The sequence below is a fragment of the Fodinibius salinus genome (assembly GCF_008124865.1).
Lineage (GTDB): Bacteria > Bacteroidota > Rhodothermia > Balneolales > Balneolaceae > Fodinibius > Fodinibius salinus.
In genome coordinates this window covers 147922-164029 of the sequence record NZ_VNHY01000001.1, presented here as the reverse complement: position 1 = coordinate 164029, position 16108 = coordinate 147922, and the positions used below count along the sequence as shown (strand labels likewise).

At 38.3% G+C, this 16108-nt stretch carries 15 protein-coding genes; all 15 read left to right on the top strand.

Going from position 1 to position 16108, the window contains the following annotated elements; translation table 11 throughout:
- The first annotated feature begins 51 nt into the window (after positions 1-51).
- Positions 52-900 carry a hypothetical protein gene (locus tag LX73_RS00810; protein ID WP_148897564.1) on the top strand — a complete coding sequence of 283 codons (849 nt, stop codon included), beginning with the start codon at positions 52-54 and terminating at the stop codon, positions 898-900.
- Positions 901-1041: 141 nt separating this feature from the next.
- A complete protein-coding gene (locus tag LX73_RS00805) occupies positions 1042-1752 on the top strand; it encodes a hypothetical protein (RefSeq protein WP_148897563.1) in 711 nt (236 codons plus the stop codon).
- A 152-nt stretch (positions 1753-1904) separates the two neighbouring features.
- Positions 1905-2189, top strand: coding sequence for a hypothetical protein (locus LX73_RS00800; protein ID WP_148897562.1), 285 nt, complete (start codon positions 1905-1907; stop codon positions 2187-2189).
- Between the two features lie 93 nt (positions 2190-2282).
- Entirely contained in the window at positions 2283-2687 is a 405-nt protein-coding gene (locus LX73_RS00795) for a hypothetical protein (RefSeq protein ID WP_170245539.1), read from the top strand.
- A gap of 601 nt (positions 2688-3288) precedes the next feature.
- A complete protein-coding gene (locus LX73_RS00790; protein ID WP_148897560.1) occupies positions 3289-3705 on the top strand; it encodes a hypothetical protein in 417 nt (138 codons plus the stop codon).
- 111 nt (positions 3706-3816) lie between these two features.
- On the top strand, positions 3817-4341 hold the full coding sequence (locus LX73_RS00785; protein WP_148897559.1) for a hypothetical protein: 525 nt from the start codon (positions 3817-3819) through the stop codon (positions 4339-4341).
- Between the two features lie 385 nt (positions 4342-4726).
- Positions 4727-5464 carry a DUF932 domain-containing protein gene (locus LX73_RS00780; protein ID WP_148897558.1) on the top strand — a complete coding sequence of 246 codons (738 nt, stop codon included), beginning with the start codon at positions 4727-4729 and terminating at the stop codon, positions 5462-5464.
- Between the two features lie 24 nt (positions 5465-5488).
- Positions 5489-6442 (top strand): YqaJ viral recombinase family nuclease, encoded by a 954-nt coding sequence (locus LX73_RS00775; protein WP_148897557.1) that lies wholly within the window; start codon positions 5489-5491, stop codon positions 6440-6442.
- A gap of 10 nt (positions 6443-6452) precedes the next feature.
- Entirely contained in the window at positions 6453-6890 is a 438-nt protein-coding gene (locus LX73_RS00770; RefSeq protein ID WP_148897556.1) for a phage replication initiation protein, NGO0469 family, read from the top strand.
- A gap of 72 nt (positions 6891-6962) precedes the next feature.
- A complete protein-coding gene (locus LX73_RS00765) occupies positions 6963-7445 on the top strand; it encodes a YbjN domain-containing protein (RefSeq protein ID WP_170245538.1) in 483 nt (160 codons plus the stop codon).
- Between the two features lie 86 nt (positions 7446-7531).
- Positions 7532-7957, top strand: coding sequence for a JAB domain-containing protein (locus LX73_RS00760; protein ID WP_170245537.1), 426 nt, complete (start codon positions 7532-7534; stop codon positions 7955-7957).
- 171 nt (positions 7958-8128) lie between these two features.
- Positions 8129-8320, top strand: a complete 192-nt coding sequence (locus LX73_RS00755) for a histone H1 (protein WP_148897553.1) — start codon at positions 8129-8131, stop codon at positions 8318-8320.
- A 215-nt stretch (positions 8321-8535) separates the two neighbouring features.
- Positions 8536-12378: a type IIG restriction enzyme/methyltransferase gene (locus LX73_RS00750; protein ID WP_148897552.1), complete on the top strand. Its 3843-nt coding sequence runs from the start codon at positions 8536-8538 to the stop codon at positions 12376-12378.
- A 5-nt stretch (positions 12379-12383) separates the two neighbouring features.
- On the top strand, positions 12384-13367 hold the full coding sequence (locus LX73_RS00745) for an SIR2 family protein (protein WP_148897551.1): 984 nt from the start codon (positions 12384-12386) through the stop codon (positions 13365-13367).
- Entirely contained in the window at positions 13360-16107 is a 2748-nt protein-coding gene (locus tag LX73_RS00740; protein WP_148897550.1) for a hypothetical protein, read from the top strand. Before LX73_RS00745 ends, LX73_RS00740 begins: the two co-directional genes overlap by 8 nt.
- Position 16108: the final 1 nt, after the last annotated feature.

The window sequence follows — 16108 nt, the reverse complement described above, 5'->3', positions numbered from 1 at the left end:
ATTAATCTGTGCACCGGTTAAGCACAATTTCGTTAGGTTAATTTCATTATTATGGATCCAGAAGACTTCCAAAAGTTATTTGAATTAGCAAAAAAGAGACGAGAGGATCCTGATTATATTTATGAACACGGTCCAGCTTTCAATTTTTTAGATTTCATTTCAGAAAAAAAGGAAAGAGATGATATTGAATTACATAGAAACGAGGATGATCCACCCGATTACTTCATAAAAATTGATGAGGATACTATATGTTTAGAAATAACGACTCTAGTCTTCGATGAAATAATTAAGAGAAATAGTTTTTTAAAAACTATTAAGGAATCTATAGATAAAGTATTCTTTGAATTAAGAGAAGAACTGCCTAATAAAAGAGTGGTTTTTTATTTATTTCCCGGCAATGAATTTGCTGATTTAGGTTCATCAGAAATTACCATTCCAGATTTCTCTACCCGAGCTTCTCAAAGTAAAATTTATGACCATGTTAAACAGACTATTCAAGAGCAAATTGATGATTTTTTAACAGGAGATACGGAATCATTATTTATTCGAAATGAAGATGATGAAATATTTGCAAAGTTAAATAGCTTAGGATTACAAGATTCAGAGCAATTTGAGTGGTTTATCAATCCTAATAGAATCTACAAATCTGATGATTGGAAAATTGATAAACTTGAAGAAAGGATTAATAGCAAAATCTCATCTAAGTCAAAAAAATATAGTAGTGAAGAGCTAAAAAAGAATGATTGGTGGTTATTATTATGTGATCCACAAAGAGAAATGAATTTAGAGAAATACATTGAAGGCATTGAACAAATAAAGTTTGATATCGGTAATTTTGCTAACGTTTATCTATCAATAGATAATGGAGCCTCTTTTAAATGTATCGAATTAGCAAACTAACCTAATTAGCGCATTAAACGGATAGGCCTCGCCAATTCTTGCCAACCTCTCTTTTTATATTTACTCTTTCATTTGTAAACAATTTTAACAAATTGGCGCCTGCACCTTAAGCCCTGGACAGTTAAACCAACTTAATTCATCATGGATATATCGCCAGACACAAGATTTTGGATGGGAGTAGATGAACTATTTTATCGTGCTGCTTCTGAAAATTTAGAAAATGCCTACACTGCTAAGAAAAAAGTTGATTCTGAACTTGATAAATTAAATTCCTCAGACTGGTATGAGGAATTTGTTCGCAATGACTGGGGTGATGAAATTGATATAGCAGTTGTAGCAGATCAAGAGGAACTATCAAAGATCAAAGAATCTGAGAAAATATTTAGAGAAAATCTTGAAAAATATATTGAACACGTCGCCTTAGTACACATTTCATCAGTAACGTCTTTGGAAGCCCACATTAATGAAATTGCACAACAAGTATTATCAGAAAGTGATTTTGAAACTTTCGTCTGGAAAAAAATAAAAGATAAGTGGACAGATCTACCACAAGAAATTGCCCAAAATACATTCGAAACAGGGAGACAACCATTTCAGAATTTTATTCAATTATTGAAATTCCGAAATGCATTAGTGCACCATAAACGAGATGAAAAATTAACTCTTGAGAATATTAAGGATAATGATCCCAACGGTTTAGGTCTTACTATTGAGGCCGCAGAAAATTCTCTTAAAACTGTAGAATTGATGATTAATCAAATTCATCAATTTTTATCTGACAATGATATTTCCCAAAAGAGTAAATCGTTTTCCTTAGGCAAAGATTATATAAAGATGATTCTAAATGACTAACTAAAGTAAGTTGGCATAACTCGCTTAGGTTGGCCGACTTTTGGCTTTTTAGCCTCTCGTTCATTATCTAATAAAGATAAGCTTTACTCCGTGCGCATCTTAGTGAGGACCGTTAGAGTAATTAGAAAATTAATCTAAAAAAGTTTCAAATTATGGGATATGATCATGCAACAGTAACGATTCATCCAAGAAGAAAAGACTTAAGTGATCATGGTTCACTTAAGTTTTCCTTGCCTTATAATTCTTCCAAATTTGTTCGAGACTATTCATTAAAAAAATCAAGCTCAGAGTATGCTAGAAAATTATCAAATATTGCTTTACGAGTCACAATTGAGGGGGATTACGAGATGCAAAAAGAATATTATATTTCAAATAATCCAACTCTTATTGATGCTTTAAGGAACCAAGATTATTCAAAACTTATTACACCTAGATAATTGTAGACACGAAGTAGATTAAAATCATTTTGAACAAGGTTGTTGTACTGAAACTAAGTCAATTCGTAAGTGATGTCTAAATACAAATTTATTATGCAAGAGTACCAAAACCTCTGCAATAAGCTGGATCTAAAGCCAGTCCCACTAGACGTATATGAGTATAAAGAGGATTCGAATGAGAAAACAGATCTCAGTACATCGAAAAATAACGCAACAGCGGGCTATAGTCCGGATAAGCTTATTCTCCCTTTGACAGGCGAGGGCACATCATCGCTTCGAGAACCTTCCTTCCCCCCTAAAGAATGGAACAAATTGCATCCAATGGAATGGCCAGTCTGGAGAGTGGAACTATGGCATGAGGTAGTACACCAAGTTGAAGACCAGATATTAAACAAGTGGTCGCCACTCCATAATCACGGTAATTCGTGGTCGGAAGCTATTAGATACGTTGCTAAAGAATTTTCGGTCGAACCAGAAACCATAGAGCGTCTTATGTAGGATTTAATACAACTCCTTCAAAAAGGAAAATATCAATCAGACAATCCTTTTTTGAATGATGTAGGTTGTCCATACTCTGAAAAATAAATCTGCAAATACTAATTCCAAGATTCCTTACCAACAACCAGCCAAGCTAACAGTGGCTTCACACTCGATCTGAGATAGATATCTGGATAACGACCGACAGCTATCTTGCCTTATTTTAGAGGTAAATAAATGTTCTACAAAATAAGCAGCCCGCTATGCAAGCGGGCTGCTATCCTTCCACTTTATATAAATCCGACAAGCTTACGAGTTACTATCCCTCTCTGATTTATGAATTAGGGCTACTAAATTGAAATAAAGCCATTCTTTTCATATTTTTTCCATACTAATCTGCTATAAAAGCAGCTCTGCTCATCTTAAAACCCTCTTTCTAGGTTTGATAGTGACACGCTTTATAATAAAGTGCTCCCTCCTATCAATAAGTAGATATATCCGGTTTAACAGTTAGAATAGCGGGGGTTACCAATTACCAACAACCAGGTAATTCCTACATAATTCTGACGAAACAATAACCGACGTTACGGGTATATCTATTTTCAGATGAAACCGTTTCTCTTTGAGAAATCCCACCTCGTTTCGTCATAAAAGTGAGGCTTACATGCTAATCAATAATATAAAACACTTCTTCAACGATAGAGAAACCAGACTCGCATACATAATCCATGGAACGGCTGCGGAAACAGGCACAGTAGGTTTAGTTACCGCCCCAGTTCCAGGTGACCGATTCATATTGGGAGCTTTACAGATCCAGATGATTATCGAAATTGCTGGGGAATTTGGGGTATCAATTGATAAATCTGCAGCTATGGCGTTATTTGAATCCCAAATAGCTACTGTTCTAGGCAGAGAAATGGCTGGTCAAGCTACTAAGTACATACCTGGACCTGGTAATGCTGTAAATGGCATTACCGCTGTCTCTGTTACAGAAACGATCGGATGGGCAACTGCCGATTACTATCGAAAGAAAAATTAATCCCAATTAGCAAAAAGGCTCCCAGTGAAATGTTGGGGGCCTTTTTATTTTTCTGAGTTTTTAAGTAATATTTGCTACAATTTTGGCTCACAATTAATTTCATTCATTGTTTTGGAAAAAGAATCAAAAGAAAAGATTGATGCGCATGCATTTTTCGGGGAAAGTACATACCTAGACCTTTTAGCCTTAAAACCACTTTCTCATATCCACCCGCATTGGGAACTAACTTGGGATAGCAAGAATAGCCAGTATATTCCAGAAGAAAATAGTTTTACGGAGGAGCTGAATGAGTTATTAGCTCATTTGAATCGTATTAATCCACCCGATAATTATCACGAATATGAAGACAGGGTTATAAAGAAGGTCCAGAAACAAAGCAATGAAAGGCTATTTAAACTTAAAGGCGAATGGGTAGAATTTGTAAAAAATGAAATAATAGAGACAGAATATGATTACCTACTTGAACAAGGACATCTTAAACAATACAATGACTTTGATTTGTTGAAAGCAGCTACTGGAAGGATAAAAGCAGCTATAAAAAGAGAGCAAAATCATTTCGATGATATGGAACATTCCCATCAACTTGTATTAGCGGCCATATTATCAATTATATTGTATGTGCGATATCTAACTTAGCCTGTCTCAGAATCTCCCATTTATTGGTATAAGAATATTGAAGCAGGCTATAAGCAGCCTTTGTTTCAAACAACCCAATCCTAATCTGACTTATACCAATGCTAAAAAAGCTAATCATAAAGGTGATCGTCATTATCGTCACCGGAGGTAAGAAATCATGAAAGACTTAATCCGAGCTGGGATAACATTTCTAGAAACGGCCATAAACGTGATCGTTTTTGGAGAGAATCCCGACCAAGAAACCAAAGATCGCTCTTAATAGGCGGTCTTTTTCTGTTTTTATGCCTTTTTAAAGGCACGACCAATCTATCTTAGCATTTGCCCCTTTTTCGACTCCAATGGCAGTGCTATACCTAATTTCTAACAACTAAAAAAGGAGAATACTATGAATGGACTACTAACCCAATGCGGATCTCAGCAGTGCAGTCTCGAAGAGCTACTGGCCGTTGAAGAGCCGCCTAAAACCGACACCTACACCCCACTAAATCATTACGATTTCGCGCTCAACACGTTAACCATCGCATCTGATCTGCTGAAAGGCTACCAGTTCGATGGAGATCATTATGCATTAAGCAATGAAGGGAAGCGCATGTTTGGCGTAATGACGTACCGGAATTCATCGGAGCAACATAGTGATGTAAAGGTCGCTCTCGGAATCAGAAATTCTTACGACCGCTCTATGAGTGCTGGCCTGGTAACAGGGTCCTCGGTTATTGTCTGTGATAACCTCATGTTTGCGGGGGATATCAAAGTCATGCGAAAACATACCGGGAATTCCATGAACCAAGAGCTGCATGATCAGATTGTTACAGCTATCTACAAAAGCCAGCATCAGTTCACCAAACTAAGCGACGATGTGAAGAAGATGAAGCAAGTCCCGATGCAGCGCCAAGAGAAGTTCGAGTACCTTGGCATCCTTACCGGTGAGGGCGTGCTATCACCTACCCAGTCTTCGAAGGCCTACCGGGAAATATGGGAGCCGTCCCATGAGGAGTTTGCCTCCGAGTCGCTGTGGAGTGGTTATAACGCGGCTACCGAAGCTCTTAAGAGCAGCCCGCCGCAAGATGTGATCAAGCGCCACAGCACCCTCCATGAGCTTACCCGACGGCTGTACCTAAATTAGAATCCTAAGCCTAAACAAAATGCTATGAATGCGAATACTATAGATGTATCCGAGAAGACCTACGAGCAATGGCGGGATCTTAGAACGTCATTTCTGGGCGGGTCGGACGCTGCAGTCGCTTTAGGAATGAGCAAATGGAAGTCGCCATACATGCTGTGGCTCGAAAAGACGGGTCGGTTCTCATTCGATGCTGATAACCCGGTGATGAAGTTCGGACGACAGTGGGAGGGTCAGGTGCGCACCGAGTTTTCCAGGCGCACCGGCTTTGAGGTCACCGAGCCCGATCAGATGTTTATTCATTCTGACCCAGAGCTGGGAATGCTGTCCGCTAACGTGGATGGTATTATCGAACCAAATCAGAAACATTCAAAACGAGGTATACTTGAGATCAAGTGTACGCTGCAAAGCCGTATACCTGTCTTAGCAGATTGGGATGACGTACCAACTGAATACCAGTGCCAAGTGATGCATTATTTAAACGTGCTTAATCTTGATTACTGCTATTTACAACTGTTTTTCAGGGACTCTGCCACATACCCACCGCCCTTATTAATACTCAGAGACGACAGCATGATCGCTGAGATGAACCAGAAGCTTTCCAGCTGGTGGGTCAAACACGTCGAGGGAGACATTGCCCCACCAATGGAGTCCTCGGAGGATCTCAAAATAGCCTACCCAGACTCCGAACCTGACAGCTCTAAACAGGCGACCGATAGCATCCGACGGAGTTACAACGCTCTTAAGAATGTCCGGGAGCGCATCTCTCAGCTCAAAGATCTTAAAAGCTCGTACGAGCACGACCTCAAAGAGTTTATGGGTGATACGGAAACCCTTCTGGATGGAAATAACCAGCGACTTGCCACATGGAAGTCATCAAATCGGAGAAGGTTCAGCACATCCGACTTTAAGGATGACTATCCCAAGCTCTATAAAGAGTACGCAAACACCAATAAAATCAGAATATTCAGAATTAAATAAGGAGAACACTATGGACAATTCATTAGTTATCAAACCCAAATCCAAACAAAAAGAACTGGCCCCGACCGGGCTTCAACCCGCATGTTGTATGGATGTGTGGGATAGGGGGATTCAGCAGAACAAGTTTGGGGAACGGCACGAGCTGAGTCTAATTTTTGAGCTTCAGGCAACCAACAGCGAAGGAGAGCACTTTATTCTATCCAGTGTCTTCACCAAAAGCCTGCATCCGAAGAGCAATCTCCGAGCAGAGCTTCAGCGTTGGCGCGGGCAACCCTTTTCCGATGACGAGCTTTCTCAGGGTTTTAATCTTGAGAAGATCATAGGCCAAGCTTGCATGCTGCTTCTAACCCAACATGATAATTACGTTCGGGTCGATAGCATCATGCCGCCTAATGACGATCATATTTTCAAGGGGTCTGGCAATTACACGCGGATTAAAGACCGTTGATCATCCAATTCACAGAGGGAGCCAATCGAGGCTCCCTTACTTATTTCTTTCAACCCTTTAAAAATGACAGCCATGGAAAACCTAATAGATGAGTACCTGCAAGAAGCTGGAATACCAGCTAGCAAGCAGTATGATGAAGATGGCGACGTGCTGTACTTCACAGAATTTGAACTCGAAAGCGGAACATTTCGACTGACGATTATCATATCCAGTGAGTATCAGAATGTGACATTGTTGCTCAATGCTCCCATCAAAGTACCACCGCCGAAGAGAGGCGAGATTGCAGAGTATATCGCTCGGGCCAATTTCCATTGCTACGAGGGCAATATCATGCTGGACTTCAGCGATGGGACACTAGCGTATAAAAGCAGTTTGCGCTATGACCCAGCGGAGGATAACAGTCATATCCGCTACCAGCTGAATGTAAGCCTCGGTATGGCCTTCGATGAAATGGAGACGCATTTTCCGGGCATCTTATCGGTAATCTACAATGATGAGCTACCGGACTATGCCCACGGCAACGCCGTACTTGGAACCAGACCCGAACTAAATTAAATCCTAACCCAAAAACAGACAGGGGTATCATAGGAATGAATAATTCAGAACACCGAGTCATTGAAACCTCACCGGCCCTAGCCGAAGTGAAGCTGTCCTATAAAACCGAGAAATCTCCCCAGACTTTTCCGCAGGTTACAAGTCCGGATGAAGCCGTGGAGGTACTGCGGGAAGTTTGGAACGAGGGTCATATCCAGCTGAAGGAGGAATTTGTGGTGCTCTTGCTAAATACTAGTAAACGCTGCATTGGCTGGAGTAAGGTAAGCCTGGGCGGTAGTTCAGCAACAATCGTGGACCCCTCAGCGATATTTCAGGTGGCATTGCTAGCAACAGCAACCTCAATTATCGTAGCGCATAATCATCCCAGTGGAAATCTGAATCCATCGAAGGCCGACAAAAGTCTGACCGAGCGGATTAAGAAATCTGGTGATATGCTGGGCATTACCCTGGACGACCACATCATTCTCACCGCTGATGGCTATGTGTCACTGCGGGCGAAGGGAATACTATAGTGCATATAAAGAGAAGGACCTCCCTCCTTCTCTTTTAGGTTAAGATTTTAGAGTTCATTTCTATTATCCAATTATCAACTTTTTGAAAGTTTCATATTTGCATACTCTACTTATCTTTTCGTATATATTTATTTTGACCATCTACTTAAAACAAATAAACAAAACATAATTATGGATGAAAGCACAGCTAGTCTCTTCAATCAAATGAAAGAAGAGTGGGAAAAGTTAGTAGAGAATCACGAAGACTTCGATCAAAAGGATAATAAAGCTGCTGGTCGCAGAGCCAGGAAAGCTGCCAATAACTTGAAGAAGTTATTAACTCCCTATAAGAAAGCTTCTGTAGACGAAGCCAAAGAAATTTAGGAAGAAGATCGAGTAGGAGTATGAAAAGGGATGCGGGTTATTCCGTATCCCTTTTTCTCATTAGTTTTAAACGTGAACTACAGTTAAAAGAAAATGAAGTTCTAGATCTAAACAAATATCTCCCCTTTCCAGATAAGCATTTCCTTTTTTGCTTGTTCCCCTTCCAGTCCTTAGAATGAGATCAAACAAAAAGTTGGTTAGTTAACAAGTAAAGCATGCAAATAGAGACGATTACCGCACGAAAAGCCGTTGATAACGCTTTCCTTCAAGAGACGATTACCGAAACCGAATTTGAATCCTTTCGGCAGCGACTGCTAAAACTACTAAACCAAGCAGATGATGCTGTGGAAGATGGAGAATCCGAAGAACATCTCAAGGGGTTGATTAAACCGTTTCTCAACAACACTAATTTTGAGGAAAAGTATTACATCAACACCAAGAAGGATCAAGATCTGGCTATTTATAATGGCGAATCCAAGAAGTCGGATGTAGGGGTTATTATTGAGGCTAAACGGCCTTCAAATCGTTCCCAGATGATTACTAAAGAGGACGTTAATAAGAAGGGATTTCAACAGTCTATCTTCTATTACCTGCGGGAACGCATCGATAACGGGAATGAAGATATTAAGTATGTTATTGTTACTGATGTTTATAATTGGTTTATCTTTGATGCCCAAGATTACGAGCGATATTTCTATAATTCTAAAAAGCTACGAGACTGGTATCAAGAATGGAAAAAGGGACAGAAAGTAAGCTCGGGTACCCAGTTTGTGTATGATCACCTATCGGAGTTTATCGAAGACCTCGATGTTAGCATCAAAGCTGCACAGGTTGATATCCAAAATTATCGCAAGCTGCTGGATAAAAAAGAACTGAGTCGCGATGAGCAGAAAAAGTTGGTTCCACTTTTTAAACTGTTTACGCCTACGCATCTGCTTAAAGAACCCTTTGCCAGCGACAGCAATGAGCTGAATAAAGGCTTTTATCGGGAATTGCTCTACATCATGGGGCTCAAAGAGTACAAAGAAAAAGGCACCCACTACATTACCCGGCTGGATGAGGAAAACCGCCAGCATGCCTCCCTCATCGAGAATACGATCACCCAGCTCAAAAGCATGAGCGTATTGTCTCGGATGTCCAACAAGTCAGAGTTTGGCGACAGTGAAGAAGAGCAGGTATTCAATGTGGCGATCCAGCTGCTGATTACCTGGATTAACCGCATCCTGTTTCTAAAACTGCTGGAAGCTCAGCTTTATAAATATCACAAAGAGGAGGATCGATTTCGTTTTCTGAGCCATGAGGATATTGAAGAGTACGACGAACTTAATAAACTGTTCTTCCAGGTCTTGGCTCGAAAGTATGATGAGCGTTCGGATCGCATCAACAGACACTTTGGACATATTCCTTATTTGAATAGCTCTTTGTTTGATGTGTCAGATATTGAGGGCGATGCGCTAGCGATTTCTGCATTGGAAGACAGCCTTCAAATGCCGGTGCACAATCGAAGTAAAATCACCGACAAGGACGGCCAACAGTTGAAAGGCAAATCTCTCTCCACCCTCGAATACCTGCTGCGATTCCTCGATGCGTATAACTTCAATACGGAAGGTACGGCCGAAGTACAGAAAGAAGCCAAAACCCTGATTAACGCTTCGGTGCTGGGACGCATCTTCGAGAAGATTAACGGGTACAAAGATGGTTCCTTTTTCACCCCTGGCTATATCACCGAATACATGTGTAGCGAAACCATACGTCGGGCGGTCGTGCAAAAATTTAATGAAGCCTACGAGGACTGGGACTGTAAGTCCGTTGAGGAGGTAGCTGATAAAATTGCCCGATATGAAGTCCCCTATCCGGAAGCCAACGAGATTGTAAACAGCATCACCATTTGTGATCCGGCCGTCGGATCCGGTCACTTTTTGGTTTCGGCCCTGAACGAGCTGATCGCTATAAAAAACGACCTCCGCATTTTTGTAGACGAGGATAACCATCGCTTTCGGGATGTGGATATCAGCGTGGATAACGACGAGCTGAGTATTGCATGGGGGTCCGATCCCTTTTTCGAATACCGGGTGACCTCAGAGTTTAAAGAAAATGGCCGCGTTGAGCGCAGCGTAGGCAGCGACACCCAGCGCCTGCAAAAGGCTCTCTTTCGGGAGAAAAATATTCTTATTGAAAACTGCCTGTTTGGGGTGGATATCAATCCCAACTCAGTCAATATCTGCCGGCTGCGCCTCTGGATTGAGCTGCTCAAGCACGCCTACTACCGCAAGGATACCGACTTCCAGGCCTTAGAAGTATTGCCGAATATAGACATCAATATTAAGCAGGGGAACTCGCTGGTCAGCCGTTTTGACCTGGATGCGGACCTTTCCCAGATTCTGGCCAACAATGATGATCTGACGATTGAGGAATACAAGCAGGCAGTCCGCAGCTACAAGGAAACCGGTGACGGTGAGGACAAACGGGCGCTGAAAGAGCAGATCAGCTCTATTAAGGAAAGTTTCTCCGTAGGGCTCAAAGAACTGCACCCCGTCCGACAGAAACTAAAGAAACAGCGCGAAATCCTGATTAAAAAAGAGGCCAAGCTGGACCTTTTTGAAGGCGAAAAGAAGAGCAAAAAGGAGCAGAAAAAGATCAAAAAGACGAAGAAGAAAATTGGAAAGCTTGAAGAGGAATTGGACGAGCTGGAAAGCGCTACCTTTTACGATCAGGCGTTTGAATGGCGATTTGAGTTTCCCGAAGTACTGGATGAGGACGGGAACTTTACCGGTTTTGATGCGGTGATTGGGAACCCGCCATATATACGACAGGAATTACTGAAAGAAATTAAACCTTATTTAAAAGAAAATTATCAGGTCTACAGCGGGTATGCTGATTTATATCAATATTTTGTTCAAAGGGGATTAACAATTCTAAAAAATGGCGGGTATTTCCATTACATCGTATCTAATAAATGGATGCGAGCTAGTTATGGCCAGCCCCTCCGAACATGGATACAACAGTATCAAATTAAATCAATTATTGATTTTGGTGATCTACCTGTATTCCAAGAAGCCACAGCATATCCCTGTCTGTTACAAATAACAAAAAGTAAAGTGAATCAAGATTTTATAGCTACAGAAGTAGAGAACCTTAAATTTGATGATCTTGAAAAGTTGATTACCAACGAAAGATTTGTTGTTGATCAAAACAAATTAAAAAAAGAGACTTGGTCTCTAATTGGTAAAAGTAAACAAGAATTTCTTAGTAAAATTGAAAATAAAGCGCAGAAGCTTGAGGAGATAGTTGACGGTAATATATTTCGTGGTGTGATTTCTGGGCTGGATGATGCTTTTGTGATTAATGAAGAAAAAAGGAATGAAATTTTAAACGAGGATCGCAAAAGTGAAGAAGTAATATTTCCCTATTTGAGAGGCAAGGATGTTGGAAAATATTCTCATTTAAATTCGTCCCAGTATATAATTTTTATGCCAAGTGGATGGACGGATGAAAAGACAACAGAAAATGTAGAAGATAAATGGGTTTGGCTTAAAGAATCATATCCAGGAGTAGCTAATCATTTAAAACCATACGCTGATGATGCTAAAAAACGATATGATCAAGGCAAATATTGGTGGGAACTAAGACCCTGTGATTATTTTGAAGAGTTTAAATCACCTAAACTTCTCTATCTAAAATTCCAAGTAAACCCAGCTTTTACATTAGACTTAGATGGTCATATATGCAATAGTGCTGTTTGGTTTGTTTCAGAAACAGATAAACAGCTTTTAGCCATATTGAATTCAAAATTAGGATGGTTTTTGATTTCTAATTACTGTACTCAAATTCGTAATGGCTATCAGCTCATATATAAATATTTAAAAAATATACCGATCATTTTAAATGATACTTTGCAGTCTAAGTTTGAATCTTTAGTAGATCAAATCCTCACCGCCAAAAAGGAAGACTCTGATGCTGATACTAGCAAGCTGGAAGAGGAAATAGACCAGCTTGTGTATGAGCTTTATGGACTTAGTGAAGAGGAAATTGCTATAATAGAAGAGAGTATAGGTTAGTGTATATGGCTTCGAAACTTGAAAACATACCTGAACCACCCACTGAGATAATTGAGGCAGCAAAAGATAATCGCTTAGTATTATTTATAGGTACAGGTCCCTCTATAAGTATGGGCGCCGCAAATTGGAATCAATTTGCTGATAATGTATTAAATCAACTTAGAAAGAAAGAAATAATTGATTACGCGTTTATTGACCAATTGAGTAATCTAGATCCCCGTAAAAGATTGTCTATAGCGAGATCTTTGGCTGAAGAAGAAGGAGTAGAAATTGATTATAAAAAATCAGTTATGCCCTCTGAAAAAGACTCTACTGAAAGCAAAATTTATGAACATCTGCTGGGTATTGGTTCACATTTTGTTACTACAAACTATGATGATTACTTAGACCAACCAATACATAAGCCTTTTGAATCACAGGATGAAGCAAGAGAAAGAAAAATTATTGATAAAAATATTATCTACAATCCTTCCAATATTAATTCGGACTCATTTTCTGAGCCTAATACGGTCGTTCATCTTCATGGTAGTTTTTCAAGCGAAAGTACAGAAAAACTTGTCATAACTACAGAAGATTATTTAAACCATTATTATTACGATAATGACTTGAAAAGTGGGATTCGGGATTTCTTAGAGATGTTATTTGACGGTTTTTTCACGATCCTTTTTGTTGGTTATGGATTGCAGGAGCTTGAGTTATTGGAATATATACTTGCAAAGTCGGAAGATTCATCTGAAGATTCTAGAACACAACAAAGAACCAGATTTTGGCTGCAGGGTTGTTTTAGTCATGAAAAAAATACCTATGCTCAACTTAAAAAATACTATTCCGAAAATTTTAATATTGAAATGCTATTGTATTCATTGGATCAAAAGCATTACTCAGCATTAGAGGACATAATGGCCAAATGGGGGGTTAAAATTAACTCAGAAACGACTCCTACTTCTAAAAAGATAAGATTTGCAAATGAGGCAATACAAGATGAGTGAATTAACAGAAAAGCAAATAAAACTATTAGACTTACTTGAGGAGGATGAAAAACTTCAGTTCTATACCTTTGAACGAATAGAAGGTTTAAAATGGTTTGATGAGCTACAAAAAAGAGGGTTCTTAGATCCCGAAAGAAATCCAGAACCTGTACCGGGAGACAAAGAAGGGTTTTATAGCATACCGACATGGGATGTCCTTAAATATCTACTTAAAACATCTAGTCAACTATCTGAAGCAGAGAATGATGAGTATATAGGAAAATACTTAGATTTTATAAAAGCAGTTACTTTAGAAACTTACGAGAAAGTTCCATTAAAAAGGAATTTTAGAACGTGGTGGTACTTTGCACAGATTCTTTCTAATATTCCTCCCTTGTACATTAAAAAAGAGTTTATAGAAGAAATTATTAGTAAATGGTTTGAAGATACTTTTGATAATGGTTTAATAGTTGATGAGTTAGGTAATAACCTGTTAATCAACCTAATAGATTCTGATCGCAAAGATACAGCGCATTCTTTATTCGAATTATTAGTTGAGATAAAAGCAAATGAAGAATCCAAGTATCAAGCGGAAAAGTTCTCTTTTCTTGGTGATGATTATCAAGTTAAAAAAGTATTGGAAAATAATTTAGAGGATCTTGCAAAGTTAGGATTAGATGCCGTTAAAACTTTAGAGACCAAATTAGATTTTATATTTGATAAGTCCGATGAGGACCTTTATTCAAATATTTGGCGACCAGCGATAGAGGATCACGAACAAAATGAAGTTGGGTTTCAAAAAGCTAAGAATTTATTAATTGCATCAATTCGTGACTTTCTAACAGAGTTATTAGAATCTGGGGATGTAGAAAAGGTTAAAAAGCATATAGATGCTTTATTTGAATCAGAGCGTATCACTTTTAAAAGAATCGCTATTCATCAAGTAACTCAAAATTGGGATCAGTTACATGAGTTAACCCATAAATTTCTACAAGAAGATTACTTCAATTATAAATATCAACATGAGGTATACCGGTTTCTTCAAGAACATTTCTCGGACTTAGAGGAAGATTCACAAAATAATGTCATTGATATAATATCATCTATTGATGATTACACAGATGATGAATATAAATTAGAGCAAATCGCATATAATAAGATAAAGTGGCTATCTGCTATTAAAGATTCAAATAATTCAGATGCCGCTCGTTTATATAAAGAATGCTATGAGGTTTTGGGAAAAGAACCATCTCATCCAGACTTTTCCTCATATATGGAGTCAGGATTTGTTGAAGATAAGAGTCCAATTTCTGCCCAAGATCTTATTACCTATGAAGCTAAAAAATTAGTTGAACTACTAAATGAGTTCGAAGAAGATAAGAGAAACTGGAAAGGCCCCAATAAACGTGGTTTAGCAAATGAATTATTCAAAAGCATAAAATCTAATCCTAATAAATTTACCTCCAATTTAGATGACATTATAAAGCTTAAAGATCTTTACTTAAGCCAGTTAATAAAAGCTTTCTCTTCACTATGGAATGAAGAGATGACATATAATTTAAAAAAATCACTAAATGCTTGTTTACAAATAACAGAGACAAGAACAGACCTTTATGAAAAGGGACATTCAATAACTATCAGAGCTATTTGCAAATATATTACAGAGGGGACTAAATCTGATGACCATGCATTTCAAGAGGACTTATTGCCAATCATTGATGATACCCTGGATAATTTATTAACTAATATTGATACTGAAGATGATGAGAATTTATCCACTTCAGATGAAGTGAATAGAGCTATAAATAATAACAAGGGGCATGCCGTAGAGGCTCTTATAAATTATTCCTTACGAAAATGTCGTTTAGAAGACAAATCAAAAGGAAATCATCGAGAAGCATGGGATGATCTCAAAAGCTATTATAATGCTGAATTAGCAAATTTAGAAAATAACAACTTTGAGTTTCATGCATTAATTACAAGGTATTTACCTAATGTTATTTATCTAAGTGAAGATTGGGTAGAGAAGAATCTTGATAAAATATTTTCCACGGCAAACGAAGTAAATTGGAAAGCAGCAATTAATGGATACAGTTACTCAAAATATTTACATAGTATTTTTGAGTACTTAGTTGAGGCTAATCATTTTACCAAGGCTTTAGATGAAGAAAAACTTAAATTTGAAAGTAAGAAACGGCTACTTGAGTTTGCCGGTCTAAATTATTTTAGAGCCGAAGAGTCAGATGCAATATCATCATTAATAAAAAGATGGAATGATGAAGAACTGGCAAAACTAACTTGGTTTATTTGGACTCTTCGAGAAAAATTAGATGACGAACTAAAAGCAAAAGTTTTAGAACTTTGGGATACACTATACGAAAAATTACAAGATAAGCCGCTCAAAAAAACATTATCTAACCTCAATTATTGGGCTACCTATCTTGAAGGTATTAATGATAAAAGTGAACAATATCTATTACAAAGTGCTCCCTTTGCTTGCCTAAATTATAATGCTCCCTATTTAGTAGAAGAACTATCAAGACTAGTGAATGAAAATCCTGATTCTATAGCCAAAATTTATATTTCAATGCTTAGTAATTGCACACCAGACTATGATAAAGAGCATATCAAACATATAGTACAAGTTTTGAAAGAATCAGGCTATAATGAAAAAGTTGAACAAATTAATGAACACTATTTAAGTAAGAAGAGAGATTTTATTGCAACTCATTTAGAAAAAATTAATGATAGGAAATTATAAA

Excerpts from the sequence above, each read along its gene's own strand:
- LX73_RS00810 (WP_148897564.1), top strand. The coding sequence starts at position 52 with ATGGATCCAGAAGACTTCCAAAAGTTATTTGAATTAGCAAAAAAGAGA.
- LX73_RS00805 (WP_148897563.1), top strand. The coding sequence starts at position 1,042 with ATGGATATATCGCCAGACACAAGATTTTGGATGGGAGTAGATGAACTA.
- LX73_RS00800 (WP_148897562.1), top strand. The coding sequence starts at position 1,905 with ATGGGATATGATCATGCAACAGTAACGATTCATCCAAGAAGAAAAGAC.
- LX73_RS00795 (WP_170245539.1), top strand. The coding sequence starts at position 2,283 with ATGCAAGAGTACCAAAACCTCTGCAATAAGCTGGATCTAAAGCCAGTC.
- LX73_RS00780 (WP_148897558.1), top strand. The coding sequence starts at position 4,727 with ATGAATGGACTACTAACCCAATGCGGATCTCAGCAGTGCAGTCTCGAA.
- LX73_RS00775 (WP_148897557.1), top strand. The coding sequence starts at position 5,489 with ATGAATGCGAATACTATAGATGTATCCGAGAAGACCTACGAGCAATGG.
- LX73_RS00770 (WP_148897556.1), top strand. The coding sequence starts at position 6,453 with ATGGACAATTCATTAGTTATCAAACCCAAATCCAAACAAAAAGAACTG.
- LX73_RS00765 (WP_170245538.1), top strand. The coding sequence starts at position 6,963 with ATGGAAAACCTAATAGATGAGTACCTGCAAGAAGCTGGAATACCAGCT.
- LX73_RS00755 (WP_148897553.1), top strand. The coding sequence starts at position 8,129 with ATGGATGAAAGCACAGCTAGTCTCTTCAATCAAATGAAAGAAGAGTGG.
- LX73_RS00750 (WP_148897552.1), top strand. The coding sequence starts at position 8,536 with ATGCAAATAGAGACGATTACCGCACGAAAAGCCGTTGATAACGCTTTC.
- LX73_RS00745 (WP_148897551.1), top strand. The coding sequence starts at position 12,384 with ATGGCTTCGAAACTTGAAAACATACCTGAACCACCCACTGAGATAATT.
- LX73_RS00740 (WP_148897550.1), top strand. The coding sequence starts at position 13,360 with ATGAGTGAATTAACAGAAAAGCAAATAAAACTATTAGACTTACTTGAG.